This window comes from Candidatus Defluviilinea gracilis (genome assembly GCF_057138825.1).
The window spans coordinates 1-24,960 of sequence record NZ_DBNHEF010000082.1 but is presented as its reverse complement, the minus strand read 5'-3'; the positions used below and the strand labels follow the sequence as shown (position 1 = coordinate 24,960).

Sequence of the window (24,960 nt, the reverse complement as noted above, 5' to 3'; positions counted from 1 at the left end):
CTGAATGGTGAAAGGCGGCGTCGTCCGCGTATCTTTGCCAGAATCGAATCTGCGCGCCGGCGTTACTTCGGGCTGTACAAGAATCGATAGGCGTTGTAGATCTCGTAAATCAAACGGATGTAATTTCTCGTCTCTTCAAAGCGCGTCACCTCGAGGAAAAGGTCTGGATCGTCACCGGCAAGTTGCTTCCAGGCGAGGGCGTTGCCGGGTCCGCCGTTGTAAGCGGCGAGCGCGGCGTAATAATTGCCGCCTAGCAACCCTTTATTTTTTTCGAGATAATACACCCCATAGCGGACGCTGACATTCGGGCGGTATAAATCCTGTTCGTCATAGTTGGGGGGCCACGCAAGTTCGCCGGCGATCTGAGCGCCGGTTGGGGCGACGATCTGCATTAGGCCGTGCGCGCCCGCATTGGACTTGACGAACCCTTCAAACAGACTTTCCTGCCGAATCACGCTGTAGATGAACACAGGGTCGAACCCGAAGTTTTGCGATTCTGTCATCACCAGGTCGCGGTAATAGAACCCATAGCGGATGCGGTTGAAATACGGCGGCGCGGCTAATGAAGCGGATTGGCTCTCCAGCCCAGCCAGCGACAGCACCTGGCGCGCCGCAAAGATAGCGGAACGATATAACCCGATCTCAAGGAGATGATTGGCGAGGCGGAAGCTATCCACCGCGTTATTGCTGACCGATTCGCGCAATGCCTCAAATTCCAGCCGCGCTTCGTCGTACATGCCGAGTTCCCATAATTCTGTGCCGCGCACGAAGCGCGGATCGTTGGCGAGGGCGTCGGGACCGGCGAAATCCGTTTCGGCAGGCAGGTTGAAGGTGATGCGCATCCAGGCTTCGGCATTCTTTCGCTCCACTGCAAGATCAGGTTCAATGATCGTGACCGATTTGCTAAACGGAGAGTCTCCCAAGATTAGGTCGCTCGCGCGGATGCTGTAATAACCGGTCGAATCGATCGCTTGCGCCTGTTGCCACGCCTCTCGCGCCGCCGTGTCGTCGCCAAGTTGTTGTTGCGTTTTGCCAACCCAGAGAAGCGCGCGGGCGCGGTCTTCTGGCAGGGTGGCGAGCAACAGTCCGCGTTGAAACACGATCAGCGCGCCGGGCAAGTCTCCGAGGCGATAACGGGTGATGCCGGCAAAATGCAACGCGTCTGACACGTGCTCGCTGGCGGAATATTCGTTTGCAACCCGTTCCCAGATTTGCGCCGCTTCATCCAGCCGGTTATCGCGTTCGGTCACGCGCGCCGCGGTCATGAGGAAGGAGGGCGATTGACTGGAATTGGGAACTGCGGCGACAAAGTCGAGCAGGGTTTTTGCGCCAGCCTGATAGTCTCCTTGCGCCGCCCATTCCAAAAAGGATTTATCTTCCCAGGCTTCGGTCCAGCGAGGGTGCGATGGGTAGGATTTGATGAACGCGTCCAGCGCGTCGATGGCTTCCTGGTTCCGTTGCAGGTCTCGCAAGGTGAGGGCGCGGTAATAGGAGGCGGTGCCGTCGTGAGTTGGGTTGGCTTTGATATACCGGTCGAAGGCGACCAGCGCCACATCGTATGCCCCGGCGAAATAGTCCACCAAGCCGCGATCGAGATCGTTTACGGGGACGTTTGCGTCTACAAGTTTGACCAGCGACAGGTATGAGTAGATCGAGAGGGGGTAATTTTCAACCGTGTGGAGATAGCGAGTGTATGCCGCGTCGGTTTGACCGAGGGCGAGGTGGGCGTTGCCAGCCAGATGATCGATTTGGGCTTTGACAAAATCGTTTGTGGTCGAATTGGCGATCTGGTCGTATAAGGCGAGGGCGCCGGCGTAATCGCCGAAGTCTGCGCGGGCTTGCGCAATTTTGAGTTGGAGAGTCAAGCCTCCATCGAGGCGCGAAGCGTTTAGCGCGGAGGTGTACGCGTTGATGGCGCCGGTGTAATCCTTGATTTCGATGAGCGCGTCGCCGCGGTATTCCTGCGCGTACGCATCCAGCACGCCGGGGACGCGCGTCGAATACATGTTGTAGGCGTTGGCAGATTCCTGAAATCGTCCAAGTCCGTAGTAGGCTTGTCCCATCAGAAAATATGCCCGGGCGGAATAGGTCGATTCGGGGTATTCGGTGGTCAGCGTTGTGAGTTTTTCGATGGCGGGTTCAAAGCGTCCGTCGGTGAGTTCGACGCGACCCAGCCCCCACAGCGCGGCGGCTTTGATATCTTTGTCGGATGTATCGTTATACGCGCTGAGGTAATGTTGTCGCGCCGCGTCAAAATCTCCGTAAAAAAGGGCTTTGTCGCCGGCGTCGATCCGCACAACGGGGACGGGCGTGGGGTAGGACGTTGATGTGATCGTTGGGCTGGGCGTGAGCGTTGGACCACCGGGCGTGATGGTGGGTGTCTCTGTGGCTACGATGATGGGGGTGGTCGATATTTGACATGCCAGCGTGAAGACGATGGCGCAGAGAAAAACGATTCTCAATCTGGATTTCATGAATGTTTATTGGTTGGTAGAGGTGGCGACGATCTCCACGCTCATTCCCAATTCGAGCCTGCCTTCGTTGAGGGGAATGACGTTCTGCCCAAAAATCGCGCCGAGCGCGTGCTTGCGATACTTTCCAAGAGTCTTGAGCGGCTCTTTCTTCCGTTCGAGCGTTTCTTTGTCTATTGTCGTCACTTCACACCGCGCGCACGGCTTGACGATGGCAAACTTAACGTCGCCGATCTGGATTTGGTTCCACGTATCTTCGGCGAATGGTTCGCATCCCCTGACGACAATGTTTGGGCGAAAGCGATTCATGGGGAGCGGAGTGTCGAGCCTTGTGTTTAGGTCTTGCAGTGATTCTTCGGAGATGATCAGGATCGGATACCCATCTGCAAAGCCAGTGTGGTCGTCTTCGTTGACCGCGTATTCCTGGCTGACCAATCTTTTGAAGCCATCGGCGATGTGAACCAGCCGCACGGAGATACCAAGAAAATCAGATAACCATTCCACCGCTTCTTCGCCTTGGTCAATGGCTTGGACTCCTTGGCTCTTCCAAATATTGACGGGCCATGAATGTCCCGATGTGCGGATTCCGATTTGGATCGAATCCATGTTTGGCGCGGAGAGGGTGAGGACGCCGTCTTTCCGCACCGGTGTGATCAATGCCAGTTTGGCGATCTGTCGTTGCGTGAGAAATTCACCTTCGGGTGTGACGACCATCAAGCGACGGTCTAAGGCAAGCCCCATGCGTTCGACGTTCCATGCTTCCACTTCATGTCCGCGGCAGGCTTTGACAGGGTAGTAGATGAGGGAGGAGAGTGTGATCATAGTGTTTGGCGATTAAGCCACAGAGAACACTGAGCCCATTGAGAAAAACTCAAAATCTCTCTGTGGCAAAATTAAATTGCTCCTGTTATTTGTTCATAAACCAGTTTTGAAATGTTCGCCATGCAATCGTGCGCTTTGTCTCCGTTGTCTTCCGGGAAACCGCGCGTCATGATCGAGATCGCATACGGCTTTCGATTCGCAGGGAAGACGATGCCTGTGTCGTGATAAAAATCGTCGCTCCAGCCTGTTTTGTGGGCAACACGTGTTCCTGTTGGAAGCAGGTGCGGGATGCTTTCAATGAATTCCTGCCCAAGCAGGATTTCGATCATTTCATCCGACACTTCTTTAGAAATAATTTTGCCCTCCGCGATCAACCGCATCGTTTGCGTGAGTCCGCGTGCAGTGCCGCGGTTGTTCATTCCATTTTTGAGCGCGGGTAGATCGTACATCCCGCGGATGAAAGAGACGCCTTGAATCCCAAGTTCCGCAATGAACTCGTTGATCCGTTTTGCGCCGATCCTTTGAAACAGGATATTCGTGGCGAGGTTACTGCTCCGCACGATCATCAGCCGCGTCAGTTCTCGGATGGATTCGGTCTCACCGATCCGCTCGTACAACGTGGTTTCGGAATCGTCCGTTGCGTTCAATGAATACGGACTTCCATCCGCGATGCTGGGGAAGGAGTTGAAAATGGTGAGCGGATCGTCCAGCGAAAGTTGTCCCGCATGCGCCTGCCTGAAGGCTTCCATCATCAGATGTGTCTTGACCGTGCTGGCAGGGTGATACGACTCGTCCGCGCGGAGGTTGATCTCCCTACCAGATTCTAGATCATGAACAGACAGGGAAATATCCTTGCCGCTGAATTGCGCTATGTATTGTTCAACAGGAAACATAAGCCGCAATTGTACTTCATTGCGTCTGTCAGAATTTAATTTCCCCAATCTTTTTTACCACGAAGGACACAAAGTGCACTAAGGTTTTAAAACTTTGTGTCCTTCGTGTCACTTCGACAAGCTCAGCGCAAGCCTTTGTGGTGAGAGATATTTTCTATCCGCCTTCGTACTTGAACGAAACCTTGACTTTGGCGCGGTACGCGGTGATCTTGCCGTCCTCCAGCACCATATCCAACTGGCTGACTTCGGCGATGCGTAAGTCGCGCAGGGATTTCGCCGCGCGCTCCACAGCCACAGACGCCGCTTTCTCCCACGATTCCGAACTCGTGCCGACCAACTCGATGATCTTGTATACGCTGTCTGACATGGGATGCTCCTTTTGGTGCAAGAATGAAATCTACCTGTACATCATGGAAACAGGTTCAAACCAATTCAAGGAATCTGTCTACATCCAAGCGCGCCTGCTTCAAGATATGTGAAAGGGTTGAGCGTTTGACAGGGCGATGAGCAGGAACGGTAATTTTGAGTAGTTCATCTCCGGTTCTTTTTTGTAATCGAATATGACTTCCCCGCTGGCGAATCACTGTCCAGCCATCGCGTTGTAATGCCCTGATGATTTCCGTATACGACAGGCTGGGGACTTTACTCATACTTCAATTTCCTGCACCAGATCCTTTTCGTCCAGAATCCAATCATCTTCAACTGGCTCCAAATACAACTCAATGGCTTCTTGAATATTTTTCAAAGCCTCTTCCTGTGTATTTCCCTCGCTGATACATCCCGGCAGTGAAGGCACATAAGCCGTGTAGCCGCCTTCATCGCTTTCTTCGAGGATAATTTTGAATCGCATACGATGCTCCTTCGCTAAAGCAATTATACACTCACCACTTCTCCCAATGAACGATTTCCTCCAACGACCTCCGCCCGCCCTTCTTCGGCGCGGACGTGAGTTTCGCCTCCTCCAACGGATACCCAAACGACAGCGCGATGCGCAAATGCCACTCAGGCGGAAAACCCAAAATTTGGCGAGCCAACTCGGCGTTGTAGATCGAAGCGGGCACGGAGCCGACTCCCAACTCCCATGCGGCGAGTTGCATATACGCGGCGGCTTGACCGGCGTCGAACATCGTCTGAAATTTCGCGGTCGGTTCGGCGGTGAGGATCGCCACGCCGATCGCCGCGCCCGCGAGATGTTTCGCCCACTCGCCGCACTCGGATAATGCTTTCAATGTCGCCTTGTTGCGGATCACAATGAACTGCCAGCCCTGCTCGTTCTTCGACGATTGCGATCTCCGTCCCGCGTTGAGAATCGCGTCGATCACATCTACCGGTAAGGGAGTCTCTTGGAATTTTCGTACCGCTCGCTTCAAACGGATTGCGTCTAACACATTCATAGGAACCTCCATGCGCTTTCGGATTATACCTTCCCGATGCCCTGATATAATTTGCCGACAACAGGAGAACTCATGCAGGTATCGTCACAGCGCATGCTCGGGCTAATGATTGGATTGATCTTTGGTCTGGGGTATGCGGTCACATCAAACTACGTCAATGAATGGGTGATGCCGGGCATCCCCTTGTTCACGCCCTGGCCCGGTCGTTTGGGCGTGATCGTCCTGACAACAGCCGTATTCGGCTTTTTGGGTTTGCTCGCCGCATGGCCAGACGAATCGATCCCCGGCATCCTGCTCACCGGTGTGGCGGGCTCATTCCTGACATCCATCTGGATTTTTATGACCGCCACCTCGAACCTGGGCGGCGTGTTCGCCCTGCTTGCGCTGGTTTTTCTGCCGCGCATGTTCTTTTACATCCCGTATGGCTGGCTGGTGCGCTGGTTGATGGATCGTCTCAGCCCGCATCCCCATCGAGCCGCCGCCCCGGTTTGGCGCTGGGCTTCGGTCTTGATGGGCTTCGCGGTCGTTTCCGGACTTGGTTTATTTGCGCTCCATGGCGAAGAGACGCGCCTTTCCCTAACGCGCATGGAGAAACTCATGCGCGAGAGCGCGCAAGCAACCTCGCGCGATGAATTGCCAGCGCCCCTGCAAAAAGTGGAAGGATTTCTCCAAAACGCGAAAGGCGATTACGCGTACGAGATCGGCTCGAACCCCGACGTTCTCCCCGTGCAACGCCCCATGGTAGAGTATGGCGCGCAAGAACCGTTCCTCATTGTCAAATTCAAAAACGGGTTTCGGTTTGGTTGTGTATTCTCGCCTCCATACATCGTTCCTGCCTGCGTCAGATTTTAACGTACGTGTAGGAAATACAGATTCGTGTCTTCACAGAATTTTCGCTCGCACGCAATTTCTGCGCTCATCCTCATGCTGGTTGGGTGGGGTGGCTTGTTCGCGCTGGTGCACTATTCCTTACCGCTCGTAGGGTTTCGCTTTTTATTCTTCGCGCTCATCATCGTTGCGCTCACCGGCACGCTCCTGCCCATCGTCTATTTTTTTCATCGGCGCTTTCCCGCCAACCCTCCTGCCGAATCGAATGTGATCGTTCGTCAAGCGGCATGGTTTGGCGTGTACGGCGCAACCCTGGCGTGGTTGCAACTTGGGCGCCTTGTCACGGTATATGTGATCCTCGGTCTCGCCGGCGGATTGTATGCCATTGAATATTTCCTCCGCCTGCGCGAACGCGCCCGCTGGAGTCCGCCCGTCATCGACGATGACCAGCCTTCGTAACCTCCCCTCGGTCGACCAACTTCTTCATCATGCGGATGACCTCCTCATCAGGTTTGGCCGCCCCTTGACTCTGGACGCGCTTCGTTTGACTCTCGACGAAACCCGCGCGCGCCTCAAACTCGACGGGGAATCTGCCTCGCCTTCCTTCGACTCGATTCTCGCCTCAGCCGCCTCCCACCTCGCCGCATGGACAACTCCCTCGCTTGCGCCCGTCATCAACGCGACGGGAGTCATCCTCCACACCAATCTCGGACGCGCGCCGTTATCCGCATCCACTATTCAAGCGATGAACGCCGTCGCCGCGAATTATTCCAACCTCGAGTTTGATATGGACACAGGCAAGCGCGGCTCGCGTCTCATCCACGCCGAATCGGTTTTGCAAAAATTACTTGGCGTTGAATCTGCGTTGGTGGTCAATAACAATGCCTCTGCGGTTTTGCTTGTGCTGTCTGCATTGGCGAATAAGAAGCGCGTGGTCATTCCGCGCTCGCAACTCGTGGAAATCGGCGGAGGCTTCCGCGTGCCAGATGTGATGAAACAATCGGGCGCGAAATTGGTTGAGATCGGCACAACGAACAAAGTCCGCATCGCCGATTACAAAGACGCGCTCGAAGAACCGACCGCGCTGGTCATGCGCGCGCATCGCAGTAACTTCAAGATCGTCGGCTTCACCGAAGAACCCGAACTCGCCAAGATTGTTGATACTGCTCACAAAGCAGGCGTGCCAGTGATTGACGACCTCGGCTCAGGCGCATTAATTGACACCGCGAAATACGGTCTCGCCCACGAACCGACCGTGCAAGAGTCCCTCGCGGCTGGAGTTGATATTATTTGTTTCTCAGGTGACAAATTGCTCGGCGGTCCGCAAGCGGGAATTATCGTCGGCAAGAAAGAGTTGATTGACCGGATCAAAAAACATCCGCTGGCGCGCGCGGTGCGGGCAGACAAAATTTCGTTGGCTGGCATCACCGCGACTCTGTTGCATTACCTCAAAGACGAAGCGGAGCGCGAAATCCCCGTCGTGCGGATGATGTCGCTTACGGCGGAGCAGGTCGAAGTCCGCGCTGAGGCGTGGCGAGGTGTATTGGGAGTGGGGGAGGTGATTCAATCCGAATCCACAGTGGGCGGCGGGAGTCTGCCAGAAGAATCCATGCCGACGTTTGTTTTGTCGTTGAAAGTGAAAAGCCCCGACAAATTTTTAGCGAAGTTGCGCGAGGGGAATCCGCCCGTCATCGCGCGGACGGAAAACGACAACGTGTTGCTCGATCCGCGAACGGTGTTGGACGACGAGGCGTTGTTGCGCGTGTTGAGGGAGGCGTTGCGTGCATACCGTTGAAATTCCGATCAAAGACGCGAAGAATCCGCCGAAGATAAATTTTCCCGATCGTTGTGTGAATTGTGGGAAGCCGAAGCACACGGTGATGCCGTTGCAGTTGAACATGGGAGTTGAAAAACGCGGGCAAGGCGTGCTGATGGATTTTCCCGTGCCGTTGTGCACCGAGTGCGAGAAAAGAGAGCAACGCATAACGTATATCACGCTCGTGCCGTTTTTAATTGCGGGTCTCATCGTGGGCGTGATCGCATTCATCCCCGCGATGTTGATCGCCCCCGAAGGGACGTCGCAGCAAACTCTTGGTTTCCCGTTTGTCTTCGGCGGACTCGTCGGTATGGTGGTCGGCGCCATCGGCGGAACGGTTGTTGAATTCGTTTTGAAATTATTACTTGCTCCAGTGTATGGGCAACTGCTCCTGAAACGCCCGCTGACCATCCTCAGTTTCTTCAACGACTCGGAAAATGTGATCGGTCTCTCGGCAAGATTTACAGACAAGAAAAAATCATTGAAGTTAACTTTTGAGAATGATGATATTGGAAAAGAATTCAAACAGCTCAATCTCTAATCTCCAATCTCCCAATTCTCCAATTCTCCAATTCTCTAATAATCATTTACCAATTACCAATTACACCCCAGGAGCCCCATGAAATCAGACCTCGACACCCTCATGCAAGCCCGCAACCTCGATGCCCTCATCATCTTTGGGCATGGTGAACACAACCCGCCAATGTATTATTTCACTGGCGGCGGGCACATCATGCACGCTACGCTGATCAAAAAGCGCGGCGCAGAACCCGTTCTGTTCCACGGCGATATGGAGCGCGATGAAGCCGCCAAAAGCGGATTGAAATGTGTTCCGTTCAGCAAATACGACTATGATGTTTTGTTCGAAAAGGCGGGAAAAGATACGTTGTTGGCGACCGCCATGCGCTGCGAGTTAATGCTTCGTGAATTGGGTGTGACTGCCGGGCGTGTCGGCGTGTATGGAACCTATGACCTGGGTTGGTCGTATGGAGTGCTAGCCCACCTTCAAAAATTGCTGCCGACCATCGAAATTGTGGGCGAAGCGACTGGGAATTCCCTCATCGTCCGCGCCATGGAAACCAAAGACGATGCCGAGGTGAATCGCATCCGCAAGATGGGGAAATTGACCACCGAAGTGGTTGCCCAAACGCGCGACTATCTCACGGCTTGCGAGGTGCGAGACGATGAGGTATTGTTGAAAGAGGATGGGTCGCCGCTCACGGTTGGCGATATCCATGCGAAGATTCGTTTGTGGGTGGCGGAAAAGGGCGGAGAGTTGCCCTCCGGGTTTATTTTTGCCATCGGACGCGACGCAGGCGTGCCTCACTCCGGGGGAACCCCGGAAGATTTGATGCGCCTGGGTCAAACCATCGTGTTCGATATCTATCCTGCGGAAAGAGGCGGCGGTTATTATTACGACTTCACGCGCACATGGAGTCTCGGCTATGCCACGCCCGAAGCGCAGGAGTTATACGATCAAGTGTTTGAGATCTTCAACAAATTGGCAGATAATTTTGACTTGAATGCGCCGTTCAAAGAATACCATCGTATGACGTGTGAATATTACGAATCGAAGGGACATAAAACCCCGCTCAACACAAAATCTCCGATCGAAGGATATGTTCACAGCCTTGGGCATGGCGTGGGTCTCAATATCCACGAACGACCTTTCAGCGGTTTGACCTCCGGCGATGACGAACGGCTTGCGCCCGGGGTGGTCATTACTTCCGAGCCCGGGCTGTATTATCCCGAAAAGGGCATGGGCGTCCGTATTGAGGATACGTTGTGGGTCCGCCCTGACGGGCAGATCGAGAAATTGGCGGAGTATCCGTATGATTTCGTTTTGCCGATGAAGAAGTGGAAGAAGTAACATCGTTTCATCCGCAGTTTAACTGCGGATGAAACCCATATTGTGTGTGTCATGCCGCACCTGAAGTCAATTTCCGTGCGCGAGTTCGGTTCGCGCGATACAGACTCATTTCCGTTCACGTTGGAAATCGTCAAATCTCTGCGCGAGATTCAGTTTACTTCGGCTGTCACGTTCTTCGTCGGCGAGAACGGATCGGGGAAATCAACCGTCCTTGAAACGATCGCTTGCGCGGCGGAGTCGATCACAGTCGGGAGCGAGAGCGTGCGGACCGATAAATCCCTCGCGCCGCTTCGCAAACTTGCTCAATACTTCCGCCTCGCGTGGACGAAGCGCACACGCAAAGGATTCTTCCTGCGCGCGGAGGATTTCTTCGGGTACGCCAAGTCCATGCGGCAGACGAAGGAAGAATTTCAGCAGGAATTGCAAAACGTCAAAGAGGAATACAAGGGACGATCAAAATACGCCGAAGTGTTGGCGAGCATGCCCTATCAAGGTCAACTGGCGGAGATGCAGCGCAGATATGGCGATGGACTCGATTCGCGCTCGCATGGCGAATCGTTCCTGACCCTCTTCCAATCCCGCTTCGTCCCCGACGGGTTATATCTGCTCGACGAACCCGAAGCCGCGCTCTCGCCCATGCGCCAGTTGACGTTCATCGCCGCGCTCAAACAGATGATGCGGGAAAATTCGCAGTTCATCATCGCCACCCATTCGCCGATCCTGCTTGCGTTCCCCGATGCGCAGATCCTCCAATTTTCCAACGGCGTGATTCGCAGAGTACAATACAACGAACTCGAACACGTGCAACTCACAAAAGATTTCCTGAACAACCCCGATTCGTTTTTACGTCACCTATAAATTACCAATTACCAATTACCAATTACTACCCACTGATAACTGATAACTCCTCACTGATCACTGATGACTATCCTCTCTTCCACCCTAATCCTCGCCATCGAATCCTCGTGCGATGAAACCGCCTGCGCCGTCATCGAAAACGGACGCGCGCTTCTCGCCTCCACTGTCGCCTCGCAAATGGACATCCACGCGCGATATGGCGGCGTGTTCCCCGAGGTCGCCTCGCGCCAGCATGTGCTGAGCATCATCCCCGTTGTTCAGCAGGCGCTCGCCAAATCGAATCTCTCGCTCAACGACATGGACGCCATCGCGGTCACGCGCGGACCCGGTCTTGCCGGTTCGCTAGTCGTCGGCATGAACATGGCAAAAGGGCTTGCCCTCGCGCTCGGTCTTCCGCTCGTCGGCGTCAATCATCTTGAAGGGCACGTGTACTCGGCGTGGATTCATCCCGCTGGCGAATCGATTCCTCCCGAGCCGCAATTCCCATTGATGGCGCTTCTCGTCTCAGGCGGACATACCGAACTGAATCTGATGACCGATCATTTGACGTACAAACGCCTCGGTTCAACCCTCGACGATGCGGCTGGTGAGGCTTTCGATAAAGTGGGTCGCCTCTTGGGCATCCCGTTCCCCGGCGGACCCGCCATTCAGAAAGCCGCGGAGAATGGCGACCCAACGCGCTTCAAATTCACACACCCGAAACTAGACAATCCCTACGCCTTCTCGTTCAGCGGACTCAAAACTGCTGTGTTGTATCAAGTCAACGAGTTGAAGAAAACGAATGAAGAACTTCCCGTCGCTGATCTTGCCGCGTCCTTCCAAGCGACCGCCGTTGATATTCTCTTCAACAAGACCATGCAAGCCGCGCGCGATTTCAAGGCAAAAGAAATTTTGGTCGCGGGCGGAGTCTCTGCCAACAAAGCATTGCGGACCGCCTTTCAATCACAAACTGAATTCAAAGTGAACATCCCCGCCTTTTCGTTATGCACCGATAACGCCGCCATGATCGCCGCCGCGGGATATTATCGTTATGCGTCTGGTCAGGTTTCGGAGATGGACATGGACGTCCAGCCGACGTGGACGCTGTCATAAATAATTCCTCCCCCAAATTCATGCTCTTTGAATTTGGGGGAGGGTAGGGTGGGGGTTAAACCCAAACCGCCCTTGGCTTGCCCGAGCCGCGGACGGTTTGTTAAGGAGAATGCAATCATCATTATAGTCCGCGAGTTTAACGTAACCTGAACATGAATTAAATGGAGGATGAGAGTTTTGATTTGATCTCTTCGAGAGAAATCGGTCCCTCGCGTAAAATTTTAATTTCATCGCTTGCGCAATCTACAACAGTGGACGGAACTCCGCCCGGGGTTTTTCCCCCATCAATGATCAATGGAATCCGTCCGTTGAGTTGCGCGAACACTTCCTCCGCTGTGGAGGGACTCGGTTGTCCCGAAATATTTGCCGAAGTCACCGCCATCGGTCCCGCCGCGCGGAGCAATGACCGCGCCACTTCATGGTCTGGCGCGCGCACGCCGACGGTGGCGGTGGCAGAGACGGCTGAGGGGAGAGTCGGCTGTTTGGGGATGATGCAGGTCAAAGGTCCGGGGAAGAAGCGGGCGGCAATTCGTCGCGCGATGTCAGGAATGTCCATTCCAACTTTGTCCATGTCGTCTGCGTCCGCGATCAAAACGGGAATCGCTTTTTCAATGGGACGATTCTTCGCCGTATAAATTGACTCAATTGCTTTTCCATCAAAGACGAGTGCGCCAACGCCGTAGACCGTGTCGGTGGGGAAGGCGACCAAGCCGCCGTCCTTCAAAATATCGAGCGCCAGATTAATTGCATCGGGTGAATTCGCTGAGACGATTTTCGTTTTCATAATTGAATTTCGAGCAGACGATCACGACCTGTGAGGTCTTGATGAAGTTTGATGTGCGCGTTTGGAAAATATTGGCGAGCGAGTTGCGTCGTTTGCTCGCCAAGCGTGGACTCGATCTCCAGCAACATCAACGCGTTCGGCGTGAGCCAATCAGGGACGATGTTCAGCAGTTTGCGAAAACTATCAAGTCCATCTTCGCCGCCATCCAGCGCGAGAGTCGGTTCGCGCTGATAAACAGGAAGATGCTTGAGCGTGTTTGTCGGAATGTAAGGCAGATTGGAGCAGATCAAGTCAAAGGTCAAAGGTCGCAGGTCGGACTTTCGACTTTCGACTTTCGACTCGGGAAGTAGATCGCACTCCGCAAACTCAATCCTCCCGTTCACCCCGTGTTTTTCCGCGTTCCGTTTTGCAACCAGCAATGCGTTCGCTGAAATATCGGTTGCAAGGATGTTTGCCTTTGGAACATTCACCGCAATCGAAACCGCGATCGCGCCTGAGCCTGTGCCGACATCGGCAACCTTTGGTTTTGTTGGATTCTTTTGCAACCACGCGATGGCTTCCTCAACGAGCAGTTCGGTCTCTGGTCGTGGAATCAAAACATCAGGCGTGACGTCAAACTCCAATCCAAGAAATTCCCAGCGACCTAACACGTACGGAAAAGGTTCGCCATTTTGCAATCGCGAGAGCGAAGTATCAAGTCCTTTTTGTTGTTCGTTTGTGAGAGTCAATTCAGGATGAGCCAAAATCCACGAGCGCGGATGCTCGACGATGCGAGCCAGCAGAACAGACGCGTCGAGGGTGGGCGTGTCGCTGAGTGAGGCGAGACGGGCTGAAATGTCGGAGAGAAGCGAAGGGGAATCCATCATGCCGTGAAATCTTTCCTCTTTCTTCTTTCATTCAAACGAGGAAAGATGAAAGAAGAAAGAAAGTTGTATCACCTGCTCTTTATCGCCATCAACGACAAATACTCAAACACAACATTCGACGCGAGTATCGCCGTGATGTCGCCGTGATCGAACGGCGGCGAGACTTCAACCAGGTCGAAGCCAATGAGGTTCAAGCCGTGCAGTCCGCGCACGAGTTGGAGGAGTTGATAACTGGTCAGCCCGCCGACTTCGGGAGTCCCTGTCCCGGGGGCGAAGGCTGGGTCAGCCGAATCAATATCCACGGTGACGTAGACCGGTCCCTTCATCCGCTGGTGAACTTCTTTGAGGATTTCAGGGATGCCTTTTTCCATCACCTCGTGGATCGTGACCGTGCGCGCGCCGAGTTTCTTCGCGTCGGCATAATCGTTCTCGCCGCTGAGCGGGCCGCGAATCCCGATCTGCATATATTCGCCTGCGCGGATCAATCCCTCTTGAAGCGCGTAGCGAAACGGCGTGCCGTGACTGTATTTCACTTCTTCGAATTCGGATTCCCATGTGTCAATGTGCGCGTCGATGTGGACGAGCGAGACGGGACCGTGTTTCTTCGCGTGAGCGCGCAAGAGGGGGAGCGCGATCGAATGGTCGCCGCCGAGCGTGATGAGCGTTGTGCCTGTGTTGATGATGTCGCTGGCGGTGTTCGTGATGGCGGTCATGGTGTGTTCGATGGAAGTCGGCACGACTGACACATCGCCATAATCCACCACGTTTAATTTTTTCAACGGACTGACATTGAGAGTCGAGTTATGCCCCCAGATCATCAACGATGCCTCGCGGATTTTGCGCGGACCGAATCGTGTCCCTGTGCGATACGAAGTCCCGCTGTCGAACGGCACGCCCATCACCGCCACATCCACATCTTTCAACTCGCGCGTCACAGGCAGGCGCATAAAAGATGGAATGCCCATGAAGGGTTGCAAGCCTGCGCCGAACGCGGGGTTATTGTTCATGATCTACTTTCCACTTTCCTTCGTGTACTTCGTGTCCTTCGTGGTAAGAAAATTATTCATCCTCATCCACGCCCGAAGCCGCCAACCGATCCGCTTCATCCCGCGTGGACAACTCCTCGATGAACTGATCAATCGCGCCATCCATCACGGCGGGCAAGTTGTAGTTCGAGAATCCAATGCGATGATCCGTGACGCGGTTCTGCGGATAATTGTACGTGCGGATTTTCTCCGAGCGGTCACCGCTTCCCACCTGCGAGCGGCGATCTGACTCAATTTCGGCGCGGCGTTTCTCTTCTGCCAGTTCGTACAACCGCGCGCGAAGGATGCTCAACGCGCGTAATTTATTTTGCAACTGCGAGCGTTCGTCCTGACACGTAACGACGATTCCCGTCGGTTTGTGTGTCAAGCGCACAGCGGTTGAGTTCTTCTGTACGTTTTGTCCGCCCGCGCCCGAGGAACGATACACTTCGATTTCGATATCCGATTCGGGAATCTCAATTTCAACTTCGTCCACTTCCGCCATCACCGCGACGGTCGCAGTGGATGTGTGGATGCGTCCCTGTGCCTCGGTCGCTGGCACGCGCTGTACGCGATGCACACCCGACTCATATTTCAATTTCGAGTACGCGCCCTTGCCCTTGATCTCGAAGATCACCTCTTTGAATCCGCCCACGCCGATCGCGTTCTCCGACATGATCTCGTTCTTCCAACGTTTGCCGTCCGCATAGCGCGTGTACATGCGGAACAAGTCTGCCGCGAAGATGGCGGCTTCATCGCCGCCCGCGCCCGCGCGAATTTCGACGATCACGTTCTTGTCGTCGCGCGGATCTTTCGGCACGAGCATCGCCTTGATCTCTTTTTCAAGGATTTCGATTTTCGGAGTTAACTCCGCAATGTCAGACTCTGCCAACGCGACCAACTCCGCGTCTTTTTCAGACTCGAGGATCGCCTTCGCCTCCTCCAAACTTTTCGCCGCCTGGCGGTACTCGCGCGCCTTTTCGACGATGGGTTCCAAATCCACGCGCTCTTTGTTCAGTTCCGCGGCGCGTTGATAATTTGTGCCGACTTCGAGCAGTTCGTTTCCAATTTGCGCGTATCGGTCTTCGATGCCTTTGAGTTTATCGAGCATATCATCCTTGAGTGGAGCAAACCATACGCGCTCCGTAATCAAAATAATTCGCGGCAAATCCTGCCGCGACCATAGAACTTTTCCAACATAAAAACGATGTTACCGAGGCGCGATAAATGCGGAGAGCAACATGGAAAGAATCAAAACGATCGTAAAGACTGCAAAGACGATTTGCAACGCCTTGCGCGATTTTTCCTGCCTGCGATTAGGTTTCTTTTCAGCCATCATTAACTCGCAAATCTAGATTTTTATAAAACGAACGCGCCATTGCCTTCTCAAGTTCTTCGAGAGTTACTGGTTTCAACGCAAAGGCATCAGCACCAAGCGAAAGCGCGTGGTCCACAACGGTGTCGTCCGCTTCGGAGGAAAGCATCACGATGGGCAGTTTTACCGTATCGGCGCGTCGTCGTAAAAATTCGAGCATGTCCAAACCGGAGACCTCTGGCATGTTCACATCGAGGATGATCAAGTCGGGTTTTTTCCCCGAAACGATCAACTGCGCCGCGCCGCGCGCGTTGTTAAACACGGTCACCTTGCAATCGAGCACCTCGAGCATCAGCCCGATCGCGCGACTCATCTCATCGTCGTCGTCCACAACCCATATTTCTCTCATTCCAAATGCGCCTTTATCGATTGTGCCGCGCTTTCTGGCACGATACTACAGAGTTCCTCCAACGAGGCGGCTCTAATCTTATCCACAGAACCGAAATGTTTCAAGAGGGACTTGCGTCGCGCAGGTCCAATCTCGGGGATTGCGTCCAGGATCGAAGCCATGCCGATTTTTTGTCGCTTCTTGCGGTGCGCGGTGATCCCGTACCGATGCGCCTCGTCTCGAATCCGTTGCACCAAATATAACGCTTGAGAATGACGCGGCAACATCAACGAGTCAGATTTGTGCGGGAAGAATATTTCCTCTTGTTGCTTCGCCAACCCCACGATCGGGATTTTCTCCATCAGCTCGTACTTCTCGAGGACTTCCACCGCGCGCCCAAGCTGGCCCTTGCCGCCATCGATGATGACAAGGTCCGGCAGGAAGGAAAACGACGCGTCTTTCTTCGCCCCAACCTGACTCGCCGACTCTTCAGCCGACCGCCACCTTCGGAAGCGCCGCGTCAACATTTCCTCCATCGAGGCGAAATCATCCGGCGCGCCGACGACACTCTCGATATTGAACTTGCGGTACAACTTTTTGTCCGCCACGCCCTGGGTAAATACAACCATCGCCCCGATGATCGCCGTCCCTTGCGTGTTGGAAATGTCATAGCATTCAATGCGGTTGGGCGGCTCTTTCAAATTCAACGCCTGTTGTAATTCTGCCAGAGCCTGTTCCTGTTTGTGCGCGTCTGCCTGCCATTGCGCGCGCAAGGCGGTTAAAGTTTCGGTGGCGTTTTCCGCCGCCATCTTCACCAGCTCGCTCGGCTGCCCATCTTTCGGGACGATGAATTCAACTTTTCCGCCGCCTCGTTTTGACCTCAACCATTCTCCGATGATCTTCGCCTCTTCGATCTCTTGCGGCAACATCACCTGCTGTGGGATATTGGCGGCTTCGGTATAGAACTGGGTGACGAATTGCTCCATGATCTGCGCGTCGGCGGAATCTTCCGTGCCCTCGAGGATAAAGTATTCGCGCCCGATCAACTTGCCGCTGCGGATGAAGAAAACCTGCACGCAGGCTTCTCCGTCACTGCGCGCCATGGCGAGCACATCCGAATCTTTATAATCGGTTGCAAAGACGATCTTCTGTCGTTCGATGATGGACTGGATCGCCTTGAGTTGGTTGCGGATTGCCGCCGCTTTTTCATAGCGCATCTCGGTCGCCGCTTTTTCCATTTCTGTTTGCAAGCGCGCGACGATATCCTCGCTGTGTCCGCTCAGAAAATCCATCAGATCGGAGATCATTTGGCGGTACGAAGCCTGGGACGCCGCGCCGATACACGGGGCGATGCACAGTTTGATGTCGTAGTATAGACACGCCCGTTTATCCTGCCCGGTAATCTCGCGGTCGCATGTCAGGTATGGGAAGATTTTCCGCAGGATATCCAGCGTTTGGTACACAGCCCACGCCGAGGTATACGGACCGAAATAGCGCGAACCATCCTCCACCATCTGCCGCGTCACAGTGACCTTGGGATATGGCTCCGCCCAGCGTACTTTGATATACGGGTAACGTTTATCGTCCTTGAGGCGAATGTTGTAACGCGGGCGGTGTTTCTTGATGAGGTTCATCTCGAGGATGAGCGCCTCAAGTTCGGATCCGACGACAATCCATTCAATGTCGACGATATCGCGCGCCAGCCGTCGCGTCTTTGCGTCATGACTCGCGTCCGCGTGAAAGTATGAGCGCACGCGGTTCTTGAGACTGATCGCCTTGCCAACGTAAATAATCGCCCCGTCCGCGTTTTTCATCAGGTAACAGCCGGGCTTTGCAGGCAGAGTATCGAGAATACCCTGTAGTTTTTCTGAAATATCCATCGATGTATTTTACTTCATCAACTGCCGGTTCATTGAATGGGAGTTTTGGCGGTTGTAAGCAAGCTAATTCTATGCAATAATCGACAAAATCTTATTCTGTGGAGTACGCATGGACGAACAATCGAATGCGCCTATCTTCCTCCCGCCCGCTGGAGGGAGTGGCGGGCGCATATTGGCGATCGCGTCGTTGATTCTTGGCGTGATGAGCCTTTGCGGCTGGTTTTTACCGATCTGTAGCGTGCCTTTGTGTGTTGCAGGCGCTGTGCTCGGATATTTGGCTATGAACGATGCCTCACAGGAGAATCTGGCGACCGTGGGCATGGCTTTGTCGACCATTAGTATCCTGCTTACCTGCGCCACCTTCGCAATGAATCATACTCTCGAAATTAAACGACTTTTACAAGGGCTGTAAAGATCGATATAACTCGCCTTACACAGCAAAGGTCGTAACGTGAGACTGCCAAGCGTCTCGCGGTTTAGGCTGTTCTTGCGCAAGAGCGACATAAATATCGCATTACGAAAGCCGAATTGACTCCGACTGCGTACACCATCAGGAATAAGTAAAAAGCCTCCCGCGCTTGGGAGGCTTTTTACTTTCCGCTTGGGGGAACGCGATTGGGACCGATGAAGATCGGCATTTCCACGAGATTCCAGCCGTATTCGTACGCCAGAGTTACGCCGCATTCTCCCTCCACCGGCTCAACCAGCCCATTTTGATTGGCATCGAATCCCTGCAATAAATAATTGCCCAAGGACGACATTTCGTTGATGATGGGTTCCATCTCCGGTCCGAACGTCGTGGTTGTTAATTGAAGGGCAAGCGGCAGCAACTGATTGGTCCACCCTTCCATGTTTTGGATGCAGACTTGAATATTATCGCTATAAATCCTCATGTTCGGCGTGGAATCGCTTGCGTCTCCAACGTCTTTCGCCCCCAGCGCGGCAAGTTGAAGGTAGCCGGGATGGTTGCCGTTTGGCAAACTTCCGAACCCGTCGCCATCGTTATTGTTGAGAATGCCGTTCTTGTTGTAATCCTGATATTGCTCGCTCTCATCGCCCACGATCAGATTGATCACATCCTCCGCGCGTAAACGCGCGGTTGCTTCGTCTCCGTTTTGATATGCTTCAACCAAGCCGACAAAATCGGGGGTGATCGGGTCTCCATTGATCGCGCCGGTGATATAACTTCCGCTGTAATAATATAGCCCTTGCATGGGGGCGTATTGATTGGGGGTATTGGAATGGGAAGCCAGCAGGTTGCGCGCGGCGTCGAGCGCCTCGGCCGGGAATATCGATGAATACGCAACGTTCGTCGAGGGTTTTAATGCAACGCCATTGTTCTGCTCGATCGTCACCAATATTTCATCATACAACTCCAGTAAGTTTTGCCTGTTGGGATCGGTAAATTCGAGTTGGCCGATGTTTGATGTATTAAAACGGATTGACCCGAGATTTCGCACTCTCCCGTTCGCGTTGTTTCTAAGCCATGCCTCGTACCGGGTTCCAGCGGCAGGCGGCTCTGCGCTATTAAATACAAGCGTCACTCGATCCATCACGCCGTTGAAATCGGTGAAACGCATCCGACCAACAGGGATATTCAGATCTACAGGCTCCGGAGTGGGGGTGGCAGGCACAGTAGGTGGATTGATGAACTGGAACAGGGCAAAAGCCAACCCAGCCGCTATGACGATCTCGGCGCCAATGCGAAGCCAGCGGATGAGCGGTCGCTCTGCCGGAGCCTGCTTTTTCTTTTTTGCCTCCGCCGCGATTTGACGCGCCATTTGCGCCATATGGATCGTCCCCGGGGAGATTGTTTGCCCGTTGAACACAGCCAGAAATTCTTGAGCAAATTCGCCCGCGCTTTCATACCGCATGGATGGGTCTTTTGCCAGCGCTCGATCGAGGATAGTTTGCAAATCGGAAGAGATACCCTCGATCACCGGGGGCGGCTCATTGATGTGTTTCATCAACATGCCAAATGTGGTATCGGACTGGAACGGCACCGCGCCTGCCAGCATTTCATACAGCATGACGCCAAGCGAGTAGATATCGGTGCGCTTGTCCACTTTATCGCCGCGCGATTGCTCCGGGCTCATGTACGCGGGCGTGCCTGAAACGGAGCCGGTGGTCGTGTGTGTGGTCGAGTCGAGGAGGCGGACCAGTCCGAAATCGGTGAGAACCGGTTCCACGTCGATCGGCAGGGTGTCGTTGAGCTCGACTGAATTTTCTTGCGAACGGAGCAGGACGTTGGCGGGCTTGATATCGCGATGGATAATTCCTTTTGCGTGAGCATAATCGAGAGCCGAAGCGACCGCCTTCAGGATTTTGGCAACAATGCCGATGGGGATGCGTTTTTTTTGTTCATGCAGGGCTTTCATGTACGCGGCGAGAGACGGGCCCGGCACATACTCCATGACAATGCACGGGGTTTCATCCTCCACCTTGTAATCCAGCAGTTGAACGATATTGGGGTGCTTTAATTCCCCAATCACCTCGGCTTCGCGCTGAAAGCGACTGAGTTGCTCTGAATCTCGTTCCAACAAGCCTCGCATCACCTTGATGGCTACCACCCCATAAGATTTGTGCGTGCCTTTGTATACTTCCGCCATTCCCCCGCGGGCTACGAGATTTTCAATATGGACACTACCGAGCGTTTTGCCAGCCCAATCAGCCATGCGCAAAATTATAACCTAGAACGAGCGCGCCTCCTGTATAATGGCACGACTTTATCATCTTGGCGCGGTGTCTTATGATTCAAACCCTTCCCGAAGATCGAATAGGCATACTCCTGCGTGAACGCGGGCTAACTCTCGCTCTCGCAGAATCGTGCACGGGCGGCTTGGTCAGCGACCGCATCACGAACATCCCCGGCTCGTCGGAGTACTTTCGCGGCGGGGTGGTTGTGTATGCCTACGAAGCGAAGGTATCCATCCTGCATGTTTCATGGGATACGCTCAACCGATTCGGCGCGGTCAGCGAACAAACAGTGCTGGAGATGGCGCGCGGCGCGCGGTCGGTTCTCGACGCGGATATCGCCGTGTCGATCTCAGGGATAGCGGGTCCAGGCGGTGGGACAGAATCCAAGCCTGTGGGCGCAGTGTGGCTGGCGCTTGCCGCTCCACAGGGCGAGTGGACGCGCTCTCGGCGTTTTTCTGGAGACCGAAAACAAATCAAAGCCGCATCGGCTGACGCGGCTTTGCAATTTGTGCTGGATTATTTGATGGGGAACATGTAGGACAAGATTGATCTGGTCTTACGCTTGCGCGAACGTATCGATCAACAATTTGAAATTTCCGCCAACGGGGTAAAGGATCGGGCAGGTGCACCCGCGCTTTTTGTATTCCTCCACCTTGGCTTTTGCCTCCGCCGGCGTGCCGGAGGCGGTGATGCGGCGCACAAGTTCGTCGGGCACAAGATGCTTGGCTTTGTTGATCTGTTCCTTGGTGGCGGGCCACCCCAAAATAGACTGGATATTGGCGATCACATCCTGCGAAACTTGCGACGCCTTTGCGATATGCGGCTGTTGGGCGAGATATTGGCAAAGTAGTTCCTTGGTGTAATCGATGGCTTTATCGTGGTCTTCATCCACCGAGCAAACGACAAGTTGCGGGCGGTCAAACTCTTCCATTTTTCGCCCCGATTTCTTCAAACCCTTTTCCAATTGCTCCATTGCTTTATCGTTATATTCCGGCGGCACGCAATAATTCAATACGGCTCCGTCGGCGATTTCGCCGGTCAACTCCATCATTACATCGCCCGTCGCGCCGATCATGATTGGAATGTTACGCGGCTCGCGGCGGCCATGCACCACATCCAGCTCGATCCCATCCACATGATGGAATTCCCCATGAAAGGTGACCCGCTCCATGTTGAGCAGGCGGCGGAGCACCTCCACGGTCTCGCGCATGGCAAGGAGGGGTTTCTTGCGCTCGATACCCACGTTCTTCGCCAACGGATCCCACCACGCGCCGATGCCGCAAATGATCCGGTTCGGCGCCAGATCGTCAAGGGTGAGCAAGGTGGCGGCGAGCAGACCGATGTTGCGCGTCCAGTTGTTGATGACGCCGGAACCAACTTTGAGTTTGTTCGTCACCGCGGCATACGCCGCCATTGGCACGATCGCGTCGCGCACCAGCCGGGATTCTGCCTGCCAGACGGCTTCAAATCCCTTCTCCTCCGCGTAGCGGACGTAATCCAACCCATCGCGCAAATCGTGCGAATCCTGCAAATACAATGCAACCCGTTCAGCCATGGCAGTCTCCTCAGAATTAGAAAGTGATCGAACTTTCGAGATTTTTAACCAGTTCAAAATCCTCAGGCTCATCCAGATCGAGCCCCAGCGAAGGAAGTTCCACTACCTCGAGGCGCGCGCCAGCCTGTTTGGCTTGTTCGCAATGCCGCTGGAAGGAATTCTCACCGAAATCATACTCGATGAGTCCCGCCGGAGCAATCACGAGAGCGTTGGTTCCCTTGCCGTGACGGTCCGGCGCGATCACCACCACCGGGGGTTTCACAGCGCGGTCGAGCAAGGTCTGGATATCTTCGCGGGTCACTAACGGCAGGTCGGCTGGCAAGATCAGCACGCCTTGCGTGGCATAAACCTGCGCCACAACCGTCGCCCTCTTTAAAGCAGTGTTCAAGTGCGGAGCGCCGTCTTCCTGCACCGTGCGGGCGCCGTGTTCGCGGGCAATAGCCAGCGCGTTAGGGTCGCGGCTGACCACCAGCACCTCAGCCACGCCGGAAACACCGGACAACGTCTCAAGTGAGTGTTGTAACAAAGCCCGATTTAATTCCGTTCGCTCATTTTCATTCAATGTGCCCGCTAAACGTGATTTGCCGCGCCGTAAAGGCTTTACAGGGACGATTGCCCAAAGGGTCATGAGTCACTTCCGGTAAACTGGAGTATGGCTTGCGCTAATTGCCTTCTATCTTCATGACTTTTCATCAGCGTATTCGTTACAAGAGTCCGCATATTCAAACCCCTTACGCTTTCTGTTAGTTGCGAATCGACGGTATCCATGACGAAATGTGTTGCCACTCCTTGGTAATGATTTGCCACCGCCAGCGCCGATGGCTCGATCCCCAACTCGCGATACATCTTCGCCGCAGGTCCCTTCACCGTTTCCCCTCCGATGATGGGGGAGACGGCTACAATGCCCCCTCTCCCTTTTAGGGAGAGGGACGGGGTGAGGGTCGCAAGAATCGGATCCACGCTCACCCACGGATTCGACGGGCAGATAACGATCGCGTCAGCCGACTCAACCGCCTCTCTCGCCCTTTCGGCTGGTTCAGCCTCGTCAGCCCCCTCGAACCTGAAGCCTTTGACCTTCGGCTCACATCTGCGATGAACGAAGTACTCCTGGAAAGCGAGTTCGCCTTCTTCTGTGTTCACCATCGTCCGCACTGGCTGGTCGCACATCGGCAGGACGGTGTGTTCAATACCCCATGCCTTGCAAAAATCTCGCGTGATCTGGCTGAGCGATTCGCCCGCTTTCAATCGCCGCGTTCGTTCGAGGTGCGTGCCCAAATCGCGGTCGCCAAGTTTGAACCAATCCAACCCTCCAAGTTTGGATGCGTTCGCAATCGCATTCCACGTTTCATCCACGCGCCCCCATCCCGTTTCAGGATTTGCCAATCCCGCCAGCGTGTAGCAGACCGTATCCAAATCGGGACAAATGTACAAACCGTAATGCTCAAAGTCATCGCCTGTGTTGACGATGATCGTGAGGTCTTCAGGTTTGAGTATCTGGGCGAGTCCATGCGCCAATTTCGCGCCACCGACTCCGCCCGCGAGAGCAACGATTTTCATGCCAGCCCTCGGCACGAGCGACATAAATGTTGCGGTACGCGTAACGCGACATTTATGTCGCGTTTTACCACGACCCAAGTTCGGGATTGATGTAGGTAAATTTCCAATCTGTCCATTTCTTTACCAAACCTGCTTTCACTGGATTGTTCAATATGTACTTGATGATCCGTTCCAATTCCTGCTCGTCCCTGACAAAACGGTCGTAACTTTCGTGGTGCCAAAACCGACCATTGCGCTTCAGGCTTAGATTACAAGATCTTGCAGTACTTCCTTTCAATAAGCGCAGGGTTTCAGTGACGGGATATTTTGCGCTCATGCCTTTATGCTTACTTTGATCCGCTACGAGAGAATCAAAAAGCAAGTGTGCATGATTCGGCATGATGGAACAGGTATAAAGATCGTAACGGCTCTTGTCCAAGTCTAGGATTTTGTCCATAACAATTCTGGCAATTTCTTCCCGTTCGAGCCATCGCGGACCATGTTCACAACGATCAAGGTATTTATCAAAGCGACCAAAATATCTTTTCTCGATGTCGTAGCGATCTGATGCAGATATGTTTGGTCTTGAATTCAATTCGCGTTCACGTTGTTCTTTGAGTTCGGCAAGGACTTCAAGCGGAAGAGAATCGGCAAGGCGGATTGTGACGAATAACGGATAGCCTTCGGGATGGATGTGCGGCAGGTTGCGCTTGTAACGAATGTCGGGCATGAAAATCCTACGGGCGACATATTGAACATTAACAATTTATTCTGACATATACTAAGCATGCCGAAACGGGAGGCGGCGGACATGAAAAAGTATCATCTCCAAATCACAGAGGCGGAGCGAGCCAGTCTGAACCGCTGGCT

28 protein-coding genes are annotated in these 24,960 nt (G+C 54.0%); 9 read left to right on the top strand and 19 right to left on the bottom strand.

The features are described from left to right. Positions 1–62: 62 nt before the first annotated feature. From AC16KF_RS17630 to AC16KF_RS17600, 7 genes are all read right to left on the bottom strand, one after another. Positions 63–2,474, bottom strand: a complete 2,412-nt coding sequence (locus AC16KF_RS17630) for a tetratricopeptide repeat protein (RefSeq protein ID WP_484038672.1) — start codon at positions 2,472–2,474, stop codon at positions 63–65. A 6-nt stretch (positions 2,475–2,480) separates the two neighbouring features. Beyond that, entirely contained in the window at positions 2,481–3,293 is an 813-nt protein-coding gene (locus AC16KF_RS17625; RefSeq protein ID WP_484038671.1) for an MOSC domain-containing protein, read from the bottom strand. Between the two features lie 71 nt (positions 3,294–3,364). Next, the gene (locus AC16KF_RS17620; protein ID WP_484038670.1) at positions 3,365–4,186 is read right to left on the bottom strand and encodes a serine hydrolase; all 822 of its coding nucleotides are present in this window, start codon (positions 4,184–4,186) and stop codon (positions 3,365–3,367) included. Between the two features lie 154 nt (positions 4,187–4,340). After that, positions 4,341–4,553, bottom strand: a complete 213-nt coding sequence (locus tag AC16KF_RS17615) for a dodecin family protein (RefSeq protein WP_484038669.1) — start codon at positions 4,551–4,553, stop codon at positions 4,341–4,343. 55 nt (positions 4,554–4,608) lie between these two features. Further along, a complete protein-coding gene (locus AC16KF_RS17610; protein ID WP_484038668.1) occupies positions 4,609–4,836 on the bottom strand; it encodes a type II toxin-antitoxin system HicA family toxin in 228 nt (75 codons plus the stop codon). After that, entirely contained in the window at positions 4,833–5,036 is a 204-nt protein-coding gene (locus AC16KF_RS17605; RefSeq protein ID WP_484038667.1) for a type II toxin-antitoxin system HicB family antitoxin, read from the bottom strand. Before AC16KF_RS17605 ends, AC16KF_RS17610 begins: the two co-directional genes overlap by 4 nt. A 31-nt stretch (positions 5,037–5,067) precedes the next feature. Next, positions 5,068–5,580 (bottom strand): nitroreductase family protein, encoded by a 513-nt coding sequence (locus AC16KF_RS17600; protein WP_484038666.1) that lies wholly within the window; start codon positions 5,578–5,580, stop codon positions 5,068–5,070. Between the two features lie 72 nt (positions 5,581–5,652). Between AC16KF_RS17600 and AC16KF_RS17595 the strand changes: the two genes are divergently transcribed. From AC16KF_RS17595 to tsaD, 7 genes are all read left to right on the top strand, one after another. Then, on the top strand, positions 5,653–6,432 hold the full coding sequence (locus AC16KF_RS17595; RefSeq protein WP_484038665.1) for a hypothetical protein: 780 nt from the start codon (positions 5,653–5,655) through the stop codon (positions 6,430–6,432). 24 nt (positions 6,433–6,456) lie between these two features. Further along, positions 6,457–6,867, top strand: a complete 411-nt coding sequence (locus AC16KF_RS17590; protein WP_484038664.1) for a hypothetical protein — start codon at positions 6,457–6,459, stop codon at positions 6,865–6,867. After that, the gene (selA, locus tag AC16KF_RS17585) at positions 6,788–8,203 is read left to right on the top strand and encodes an L-seryl-tRNA(Sec) selenium transferase (protein WP_484038663.1); all 1,416 of its coding nucleotides are present in this window, start codon (positions 6,788–6,790) and stop codon (positions 8,201–8,203) included. Before AC16KF_RS17590 ends, selA begins: the two co-directional genes overlap by 80 nt. Continuing rightward, positions 8,190–8,765: a hypothetical protein gene (locus AC16KF_RS17580; RefSeq protein WP_484038662.1), complete on the top strand. Its 576-nt coding sequence runs from the start codon at positions 8,190–8,192 to the stop codon at positions 8,763–8,765. Before selA ends, AC16KF_RS17580 begins: the two co-directional genes overlap by 14 nt. Positions 8,766–8,843: 78 nt before the next feature. Beyond that, on the top strand, positions 8,844–10,094 hold the full coding sequence (locus AC16KF_RS17575) for a M24 family metallopeptidase (protein WP_484038661.1): 1,251 nt from the start codon (positions 8,844–8,846) through the stop codon (positions 10,092–10,094). A 51-nt stretch (positions 10,095–10,145) separates the two neighbouring features. Continuing rightward, entirely contained in the window at positions 10,146–10,952 is an 807-nt protein-coding gene (locus tag AC16KF_RS17570) for an AAA family ATPase (protein ID WP_484038660.1), read from the top strand. Between the two features lie 63 nt (positions 10,953–11,015). Further along, complete coding sequence (tsaD, locus tag AC16KF_RS17565) at positions 11,016–12,044, top strand: tRNA (adenosine(37)-N6)-threonylcarbamoyltransferase complex transferase subunit TsaD (protein WP_484038659.1); 1,029 nt, start codon at positions 11,016–11,018, stop codon at positions 12,042–12,044. Between the two features lie 157 nt (positions 12,045–12,201). On the opposite strand, the gene AC16KF_RS17560 is transcribed toward tsaD, so the two are convergent. From AC16KF_RS17560 to uvrC, 7 genes are all read right to left on the bottom strand, one after another. Then, positions 12,202–12,828, bottom strand: a complete 627-nt coding sequence (locus AC16KF_RS17560) for an L-threonylcarbamoyladenylate synthase (RefSeq protein ID WP_484038658.1) — start codon at positions 12,826–12,828, stop codon at positions 12,202–12,204. Further along, positions 12,825–13,694 carry a peptide chain release factor N(5)-glutamine methyltransferase gene (gene prmC, locus AC16KF_RS17555; protein WP_484038657.1) on the bottom strand — a complete coding sequence of 290 codons (870 nt, stop codon included), beginning with the start codon at positions 13,692–13,694 and terminating at the stop codon, positions 12,825–12,827. Before prmC ends, AC16KF_RS17560 begins: the two co-directional genes overlap by 4 nt. A 68-nt stretch (positions 13,695–13,762) precedes the next feature. Continuing rightward, positions 13,763–14,701 carry an agmatinase gene (gene speB, locus AC16KF_RS17550; RefSeq protein WP_484038656.1) on the bottom strand — a complete coding sequence of 313 codons (939 nt, stop codon included), beginning with the start codon at positions 14,699–14,701 and terminating at the stop codon, positions 13,763–13,765. A 52-nt stretch (positions 14,702–14,753) separates the two neighbouring features. Beyond that, the gene (gene prfA / locus AC16KF_RS17545; protein WP_484038655.1) at positions 14,754–15,830 is read right to left on the bottom strand and encodes a peptide chain release factor 1; all 1,077 of its coding nucleotides are present in this window, start codon (positions 15,828–15,830) and stop codon (positions 14,754–14,756) included. Between the two features lie 99 nt (positions 15,831–15,929). Next, positions 15,930–16,055 carry a hypothetical protein gene (locus AC16KF_RS17540; RefSeq protein ID WP_484038654.1) on the bottom strand — a complete coding sequence of 42 codons (126 nt, stop codon included), beginning with the start codon at positions 16,053–16,055 and terminating at the stop codon, positions 15,930–15,932. Further along, entirely contained in the window at positions 16,048–16,443 is a 396-nt protein-coding gene (locus AC16KF_RS17535; protein WP_484038653.1) for a response regulator, read from the bottom strand. Before AC16KF_RS17535 ends, AC16KF_RS17540 begins: the two co-directional genes overlap by 8 nt. Further along, positions 16,440–18,302, bottom strand: a complete 1,863-nt coding sequence (gene uvrC / locus AC16KF_RS17530) for an excinuclease ABC subunit UvrC (RefSeq protein WP_484038652.1) — start codon at positions 18,300–18,302, stop codon at positions 16,440–16,442. Before uvrC ends, AC16KF_RS17535 begins: the two co-directional genes overlap by 4 nt. A gap of 109 nt (positions 18,303–18,411) precedes the next feature. Here uvrC and AC16KF_RS17525 point away from each other — a divergent pair, with 109 nt between their 5' ends. Then, complete coding sequence (locus AC16KF_RS17525) at positions 18,412–18,714, top strand: DUF4190 domain-containing protein (protein WP_484038651.1); 303 nt, start codon at positions 18,412–18,414, stop codon at positions 18,712–18,714. A 178-nt stretch (positions 18,715–18,892) separates the two neighbouring features. Here the strand turns inward: AC16KF_RS17525 and AC16KF_RS17520 are convergent, their stop codons facing one another. After that, positions 18,893–20,977 (bottom strand): serine/threonine-protein kinase, encoded by a 2,085-nt coding sequence (locus tag AC16KF_RS17520; protein ID WP_484038650.1) that lies wholly within the window; start codon positions 20,975–20,977, stop codon positions 18,893–18,895. A gap of 74 nt (positions 20,978–21,051) precedes the next feature. Between AC16KF_RS17520 and AC16KF_RS17515 the strand changes: the two genes are divergently transcribed. Beyond that, the gene (locus tag AC16KF_RS17515) at positions 21,052–21,537 is read left to right on the top strand and encodes a CinA family protein (protein ID WP_484038649.1); all 486 of its coding nucleotides are present in this window, start codon (positions 21,052–21,054) and stop codon (positions 21,535–21,537) included. Between the two features lie 18 nt (positions 21,538–21,555). Here the strand turns inward: AC16KF_RS17515 and AC16KF_RS17510 are convergent, their stop codons facing one another. The 4 genes from AC16KF_RS17510 to AC16KF_RS17495 form a co-directional block, all read right to left on the bottom strand. After that, positions 21,556–22,554: an LLM class flavin-dependent oxidoreductase gene (locus AC16KF_RS17510; protein ID WP_484038648.1), complete on the bottom strand. Its 999-nt coding sequence runs from the start codon at positions 22,552–22,554 to the stop codon at positions 21,556–21,558. A 16-nt stretch (positions 22,555–22,570) separates the two neighbouring features. Further along, positions 22,571–23,182, bottom strand: coding sequence for a 2-phospho-L-lactate guanylyltransferase (gene cofC / locus AC16KF_RS17505; protein WP_484038647.1), 612 nt, complete (start codon positions 23,180–23,182; stop codon positions 22,571–22,573). Beyond that, positions 23,179–24,111: a 2-phospho-L-lactate transferase gene (gene cofD, locus AC16KF_RS17500; RefSeq protein WP_484038646.1), complete on the bottom strand. Its 933-nt coding sequence runs from the start codon at positions 24,109–24,111 to the stop codon at positions 23,179–23,181. Before cofD ends, cofC begins: the two co-directional genes overlap by 4 nt. Before the next feature lie 64 nt (positions 24,112–24,175). Further along, positions 24,176–24,820 (bottom strand): transposase, encoded by a 645-nt coding sequence (locus AC16KF_RS17495; protein WP_484038645.1) that lies wholly within the window; start codon positions 24,818–24,820, stop codon positions 24,176–24,178. Positions 24,821–24,960 lie beyond the last annotated feature (140 nt).

What these genes read in the sequence shown, in the direction of transcription:
- AC16KF_RS17630 (WP_484038672.1), bottom strand. Translation starts at nt 2,474, where the DNA reads ATGAAATCCAGATTGAGAATCGTTTTTCTCTGCGCCATCGTCTTCACG.
- AC16KF_RS17625 (WP_484038671.1), bottom strand. Translation starts at nt 3,293, where the DNA reads ATGATCACACTCTCCTCCCTCATCTACTACCCTGTCAAAGCCTGCCGC.
- AC16KF_RS17620 (WP_484038670.1), bottom strand. Translation starts at nt 4,186, where the DNA reads ATGTTTCCTGTTGAACAATACATAGCGCAATTCAGCGGCAAGGATATT.
- AC16KF_RS17615 (WP_484038669.1), bottom strand. Translation starts at nt 4,553, where the DNA reads ATGTCAGACAGCGTATACAAGATCATCGAGTTGGTCGGCACGAGTTCG.
- AC16KF_RS17610 (WP_484038668.1), bottom strand. Translation starts at nt 4,836, where the DNA reads ATGAGTAAAGTCCCCAGCCTGTCGTATACGGAAATCATCAGGGCATTA.
- AC16KF_RS17605 (WP_484038667.1), bottom strand. Translation starts at nt 5,036, where the DNA reads ATGCGATTCAAAATTATCCTCGAAGAAAGCGATGAAGGCGGCTACACG.
- AC16KF_RS17600 (WP_484038666.1), bottom strand. Translation starts at nt 5,580, where the DNA reads ATGAATGTGTTAGACGCAATCCGTTTGAAGCGAGCGGTACGAAAATTC.
- AC16KF_RS17595 (WP_484038665.1), top strand. Translation starts at nt 5,653, where the DNA reads ATGCAGGTATCGTCACAGCGCATGCTCGGGCTAATGATTGGATTGATC.
- selA (WP_484038663.1), top strand. Translation starts at nt 6,788, where the DNA reads ATGCCATTGAATATTTCCTCCGCCTGCGCGAACGCGCCCGCTGGAGTC.
- AC16KF_RS17575 (WP_484038661.1), top strand. Translation starts at nt 8,844, where the DNA reads ATGAAATCAGACCTCGACACCCTCATGCAAGCCCGCAACCTCGATGCC.
- AC16KF_RS17570 (WP_484038660.1), top strand. Translation starts at nt 10,146, where the DNA reads ATGCCGCACCTGAAGTCAATTTCCGTGCGCGAGTTCGGTTCGCGCGAT.
- tsaD (WP_484038659.1), top strand. Translation starts at nt 11,016, where the DNA reads ATGACTATCCTCTCTTCCACCCTAATCCTCGCCATCGAATCCTCGTGC.
- AC16KF_RS17560 (WP_484038658.1), bottom strand. Translation starts at nt 12,828, where the DNA reads ATGAAAACGAAAATCGTCTCAGCGAATTCACCCGATGCAATTAATCTG.
- prmC (WP_484038657.1), bottom strand. Translation starts at nt 13,694, where the DNA reads ATGATGGATTCCCCTTCGCTTCTCTCCGACATTTCAGCCCGTCTCGCC.
- speB (WP_484038656.1), bottom strand. Translation starts at nt 14,701, where the DNA reads ATGAACAATAACCCCGCGTTCGGCGCAGGCTTGCAACCCTTCATGGGC.
- prfA (WP_484038655.1), bottom strand. Translation starts at nt 15,830, where the DNA reads ATGCTCGATAAACTCAAAGGCATCGAAGACCGATACGCGCAAATTGGA.
- AC16KF_RS17540 (WP_484038654.1), bottom strand. Translation starts at nt 16,055, where the DNA reads ATGGCTGAAAAGAAACCTAATCGCAGGCAGGAAAAATCGCGCAAGGCG.
- AC16KF_RS17535 (WP_484038653.1), bottom strand. Translation starts at nt 16,443, where the DNA reads ATGAGAGAAATATGGGTTGTGGACGACGACGATGAGATGAGTCGCGCG.
- uvrC (WP_484038652.1), bottom strand. Translation starts at nt 18,302, where the DNA reads ATGGATATTTCAGAAAAACTACAGGGTATTCTCGATACTCTGCCTGCA.
- AC16KF_RS17525 (WP_484038651.1), top strand. Translation starts at nt 18,412, where the DNA reads ATGGACGAACAATCGAATGCGCCTATCTTCCTCCCGCCCGCTGGAGGG.
- AC16KF_RS17520 (WP_484038650.1), bottom strand. Translation starts at nt 20,977, where the DNA reads ATGGCTGATTGGGCTGGCAAAACGCTCGGTAGTGTCCATATTGAAAAT.
- AC16KF_RS17515 (WP_484038649.1), top strand. Translation starts at nt 21,052, where the DNA reads ATGATTCAAACCCTTCCCGAAGATCGAATAGGCATACTCCTGCGTGAA.
- AC16KF_RS17510 (WP_484038648.1), bottom strand. Translation starts at nt 22,554, where the DNA reads ATGGCTGAACGGGTTGCATTGTATTTGCAGGATTCGCACGATTTGCGC.
- cofC (WP_484038647.1), bottom strand. Translation starts at nt 23,182, where the DNA reads ATGACCCTTTGGGCAATCGTCCCTGTAAAGCCTTTACGGCGCGGCAAA.
- cofD (WP_484038646.1), bottom strand. Translation starts at nt 24,111, where the DNA reads ATGAAAATCGTTGCTCTCGCGGGCGGAGTCGGTGGCGCGAAATTGGCG.
- AC16KF_RS17495 (WP_484038645.1), bottom strand. Translation starts at nt 24,820, where the DNA reads ATGCCCGACATTCGTTACAAGCGCAACCTGCCGCACATCCATCCCGAA.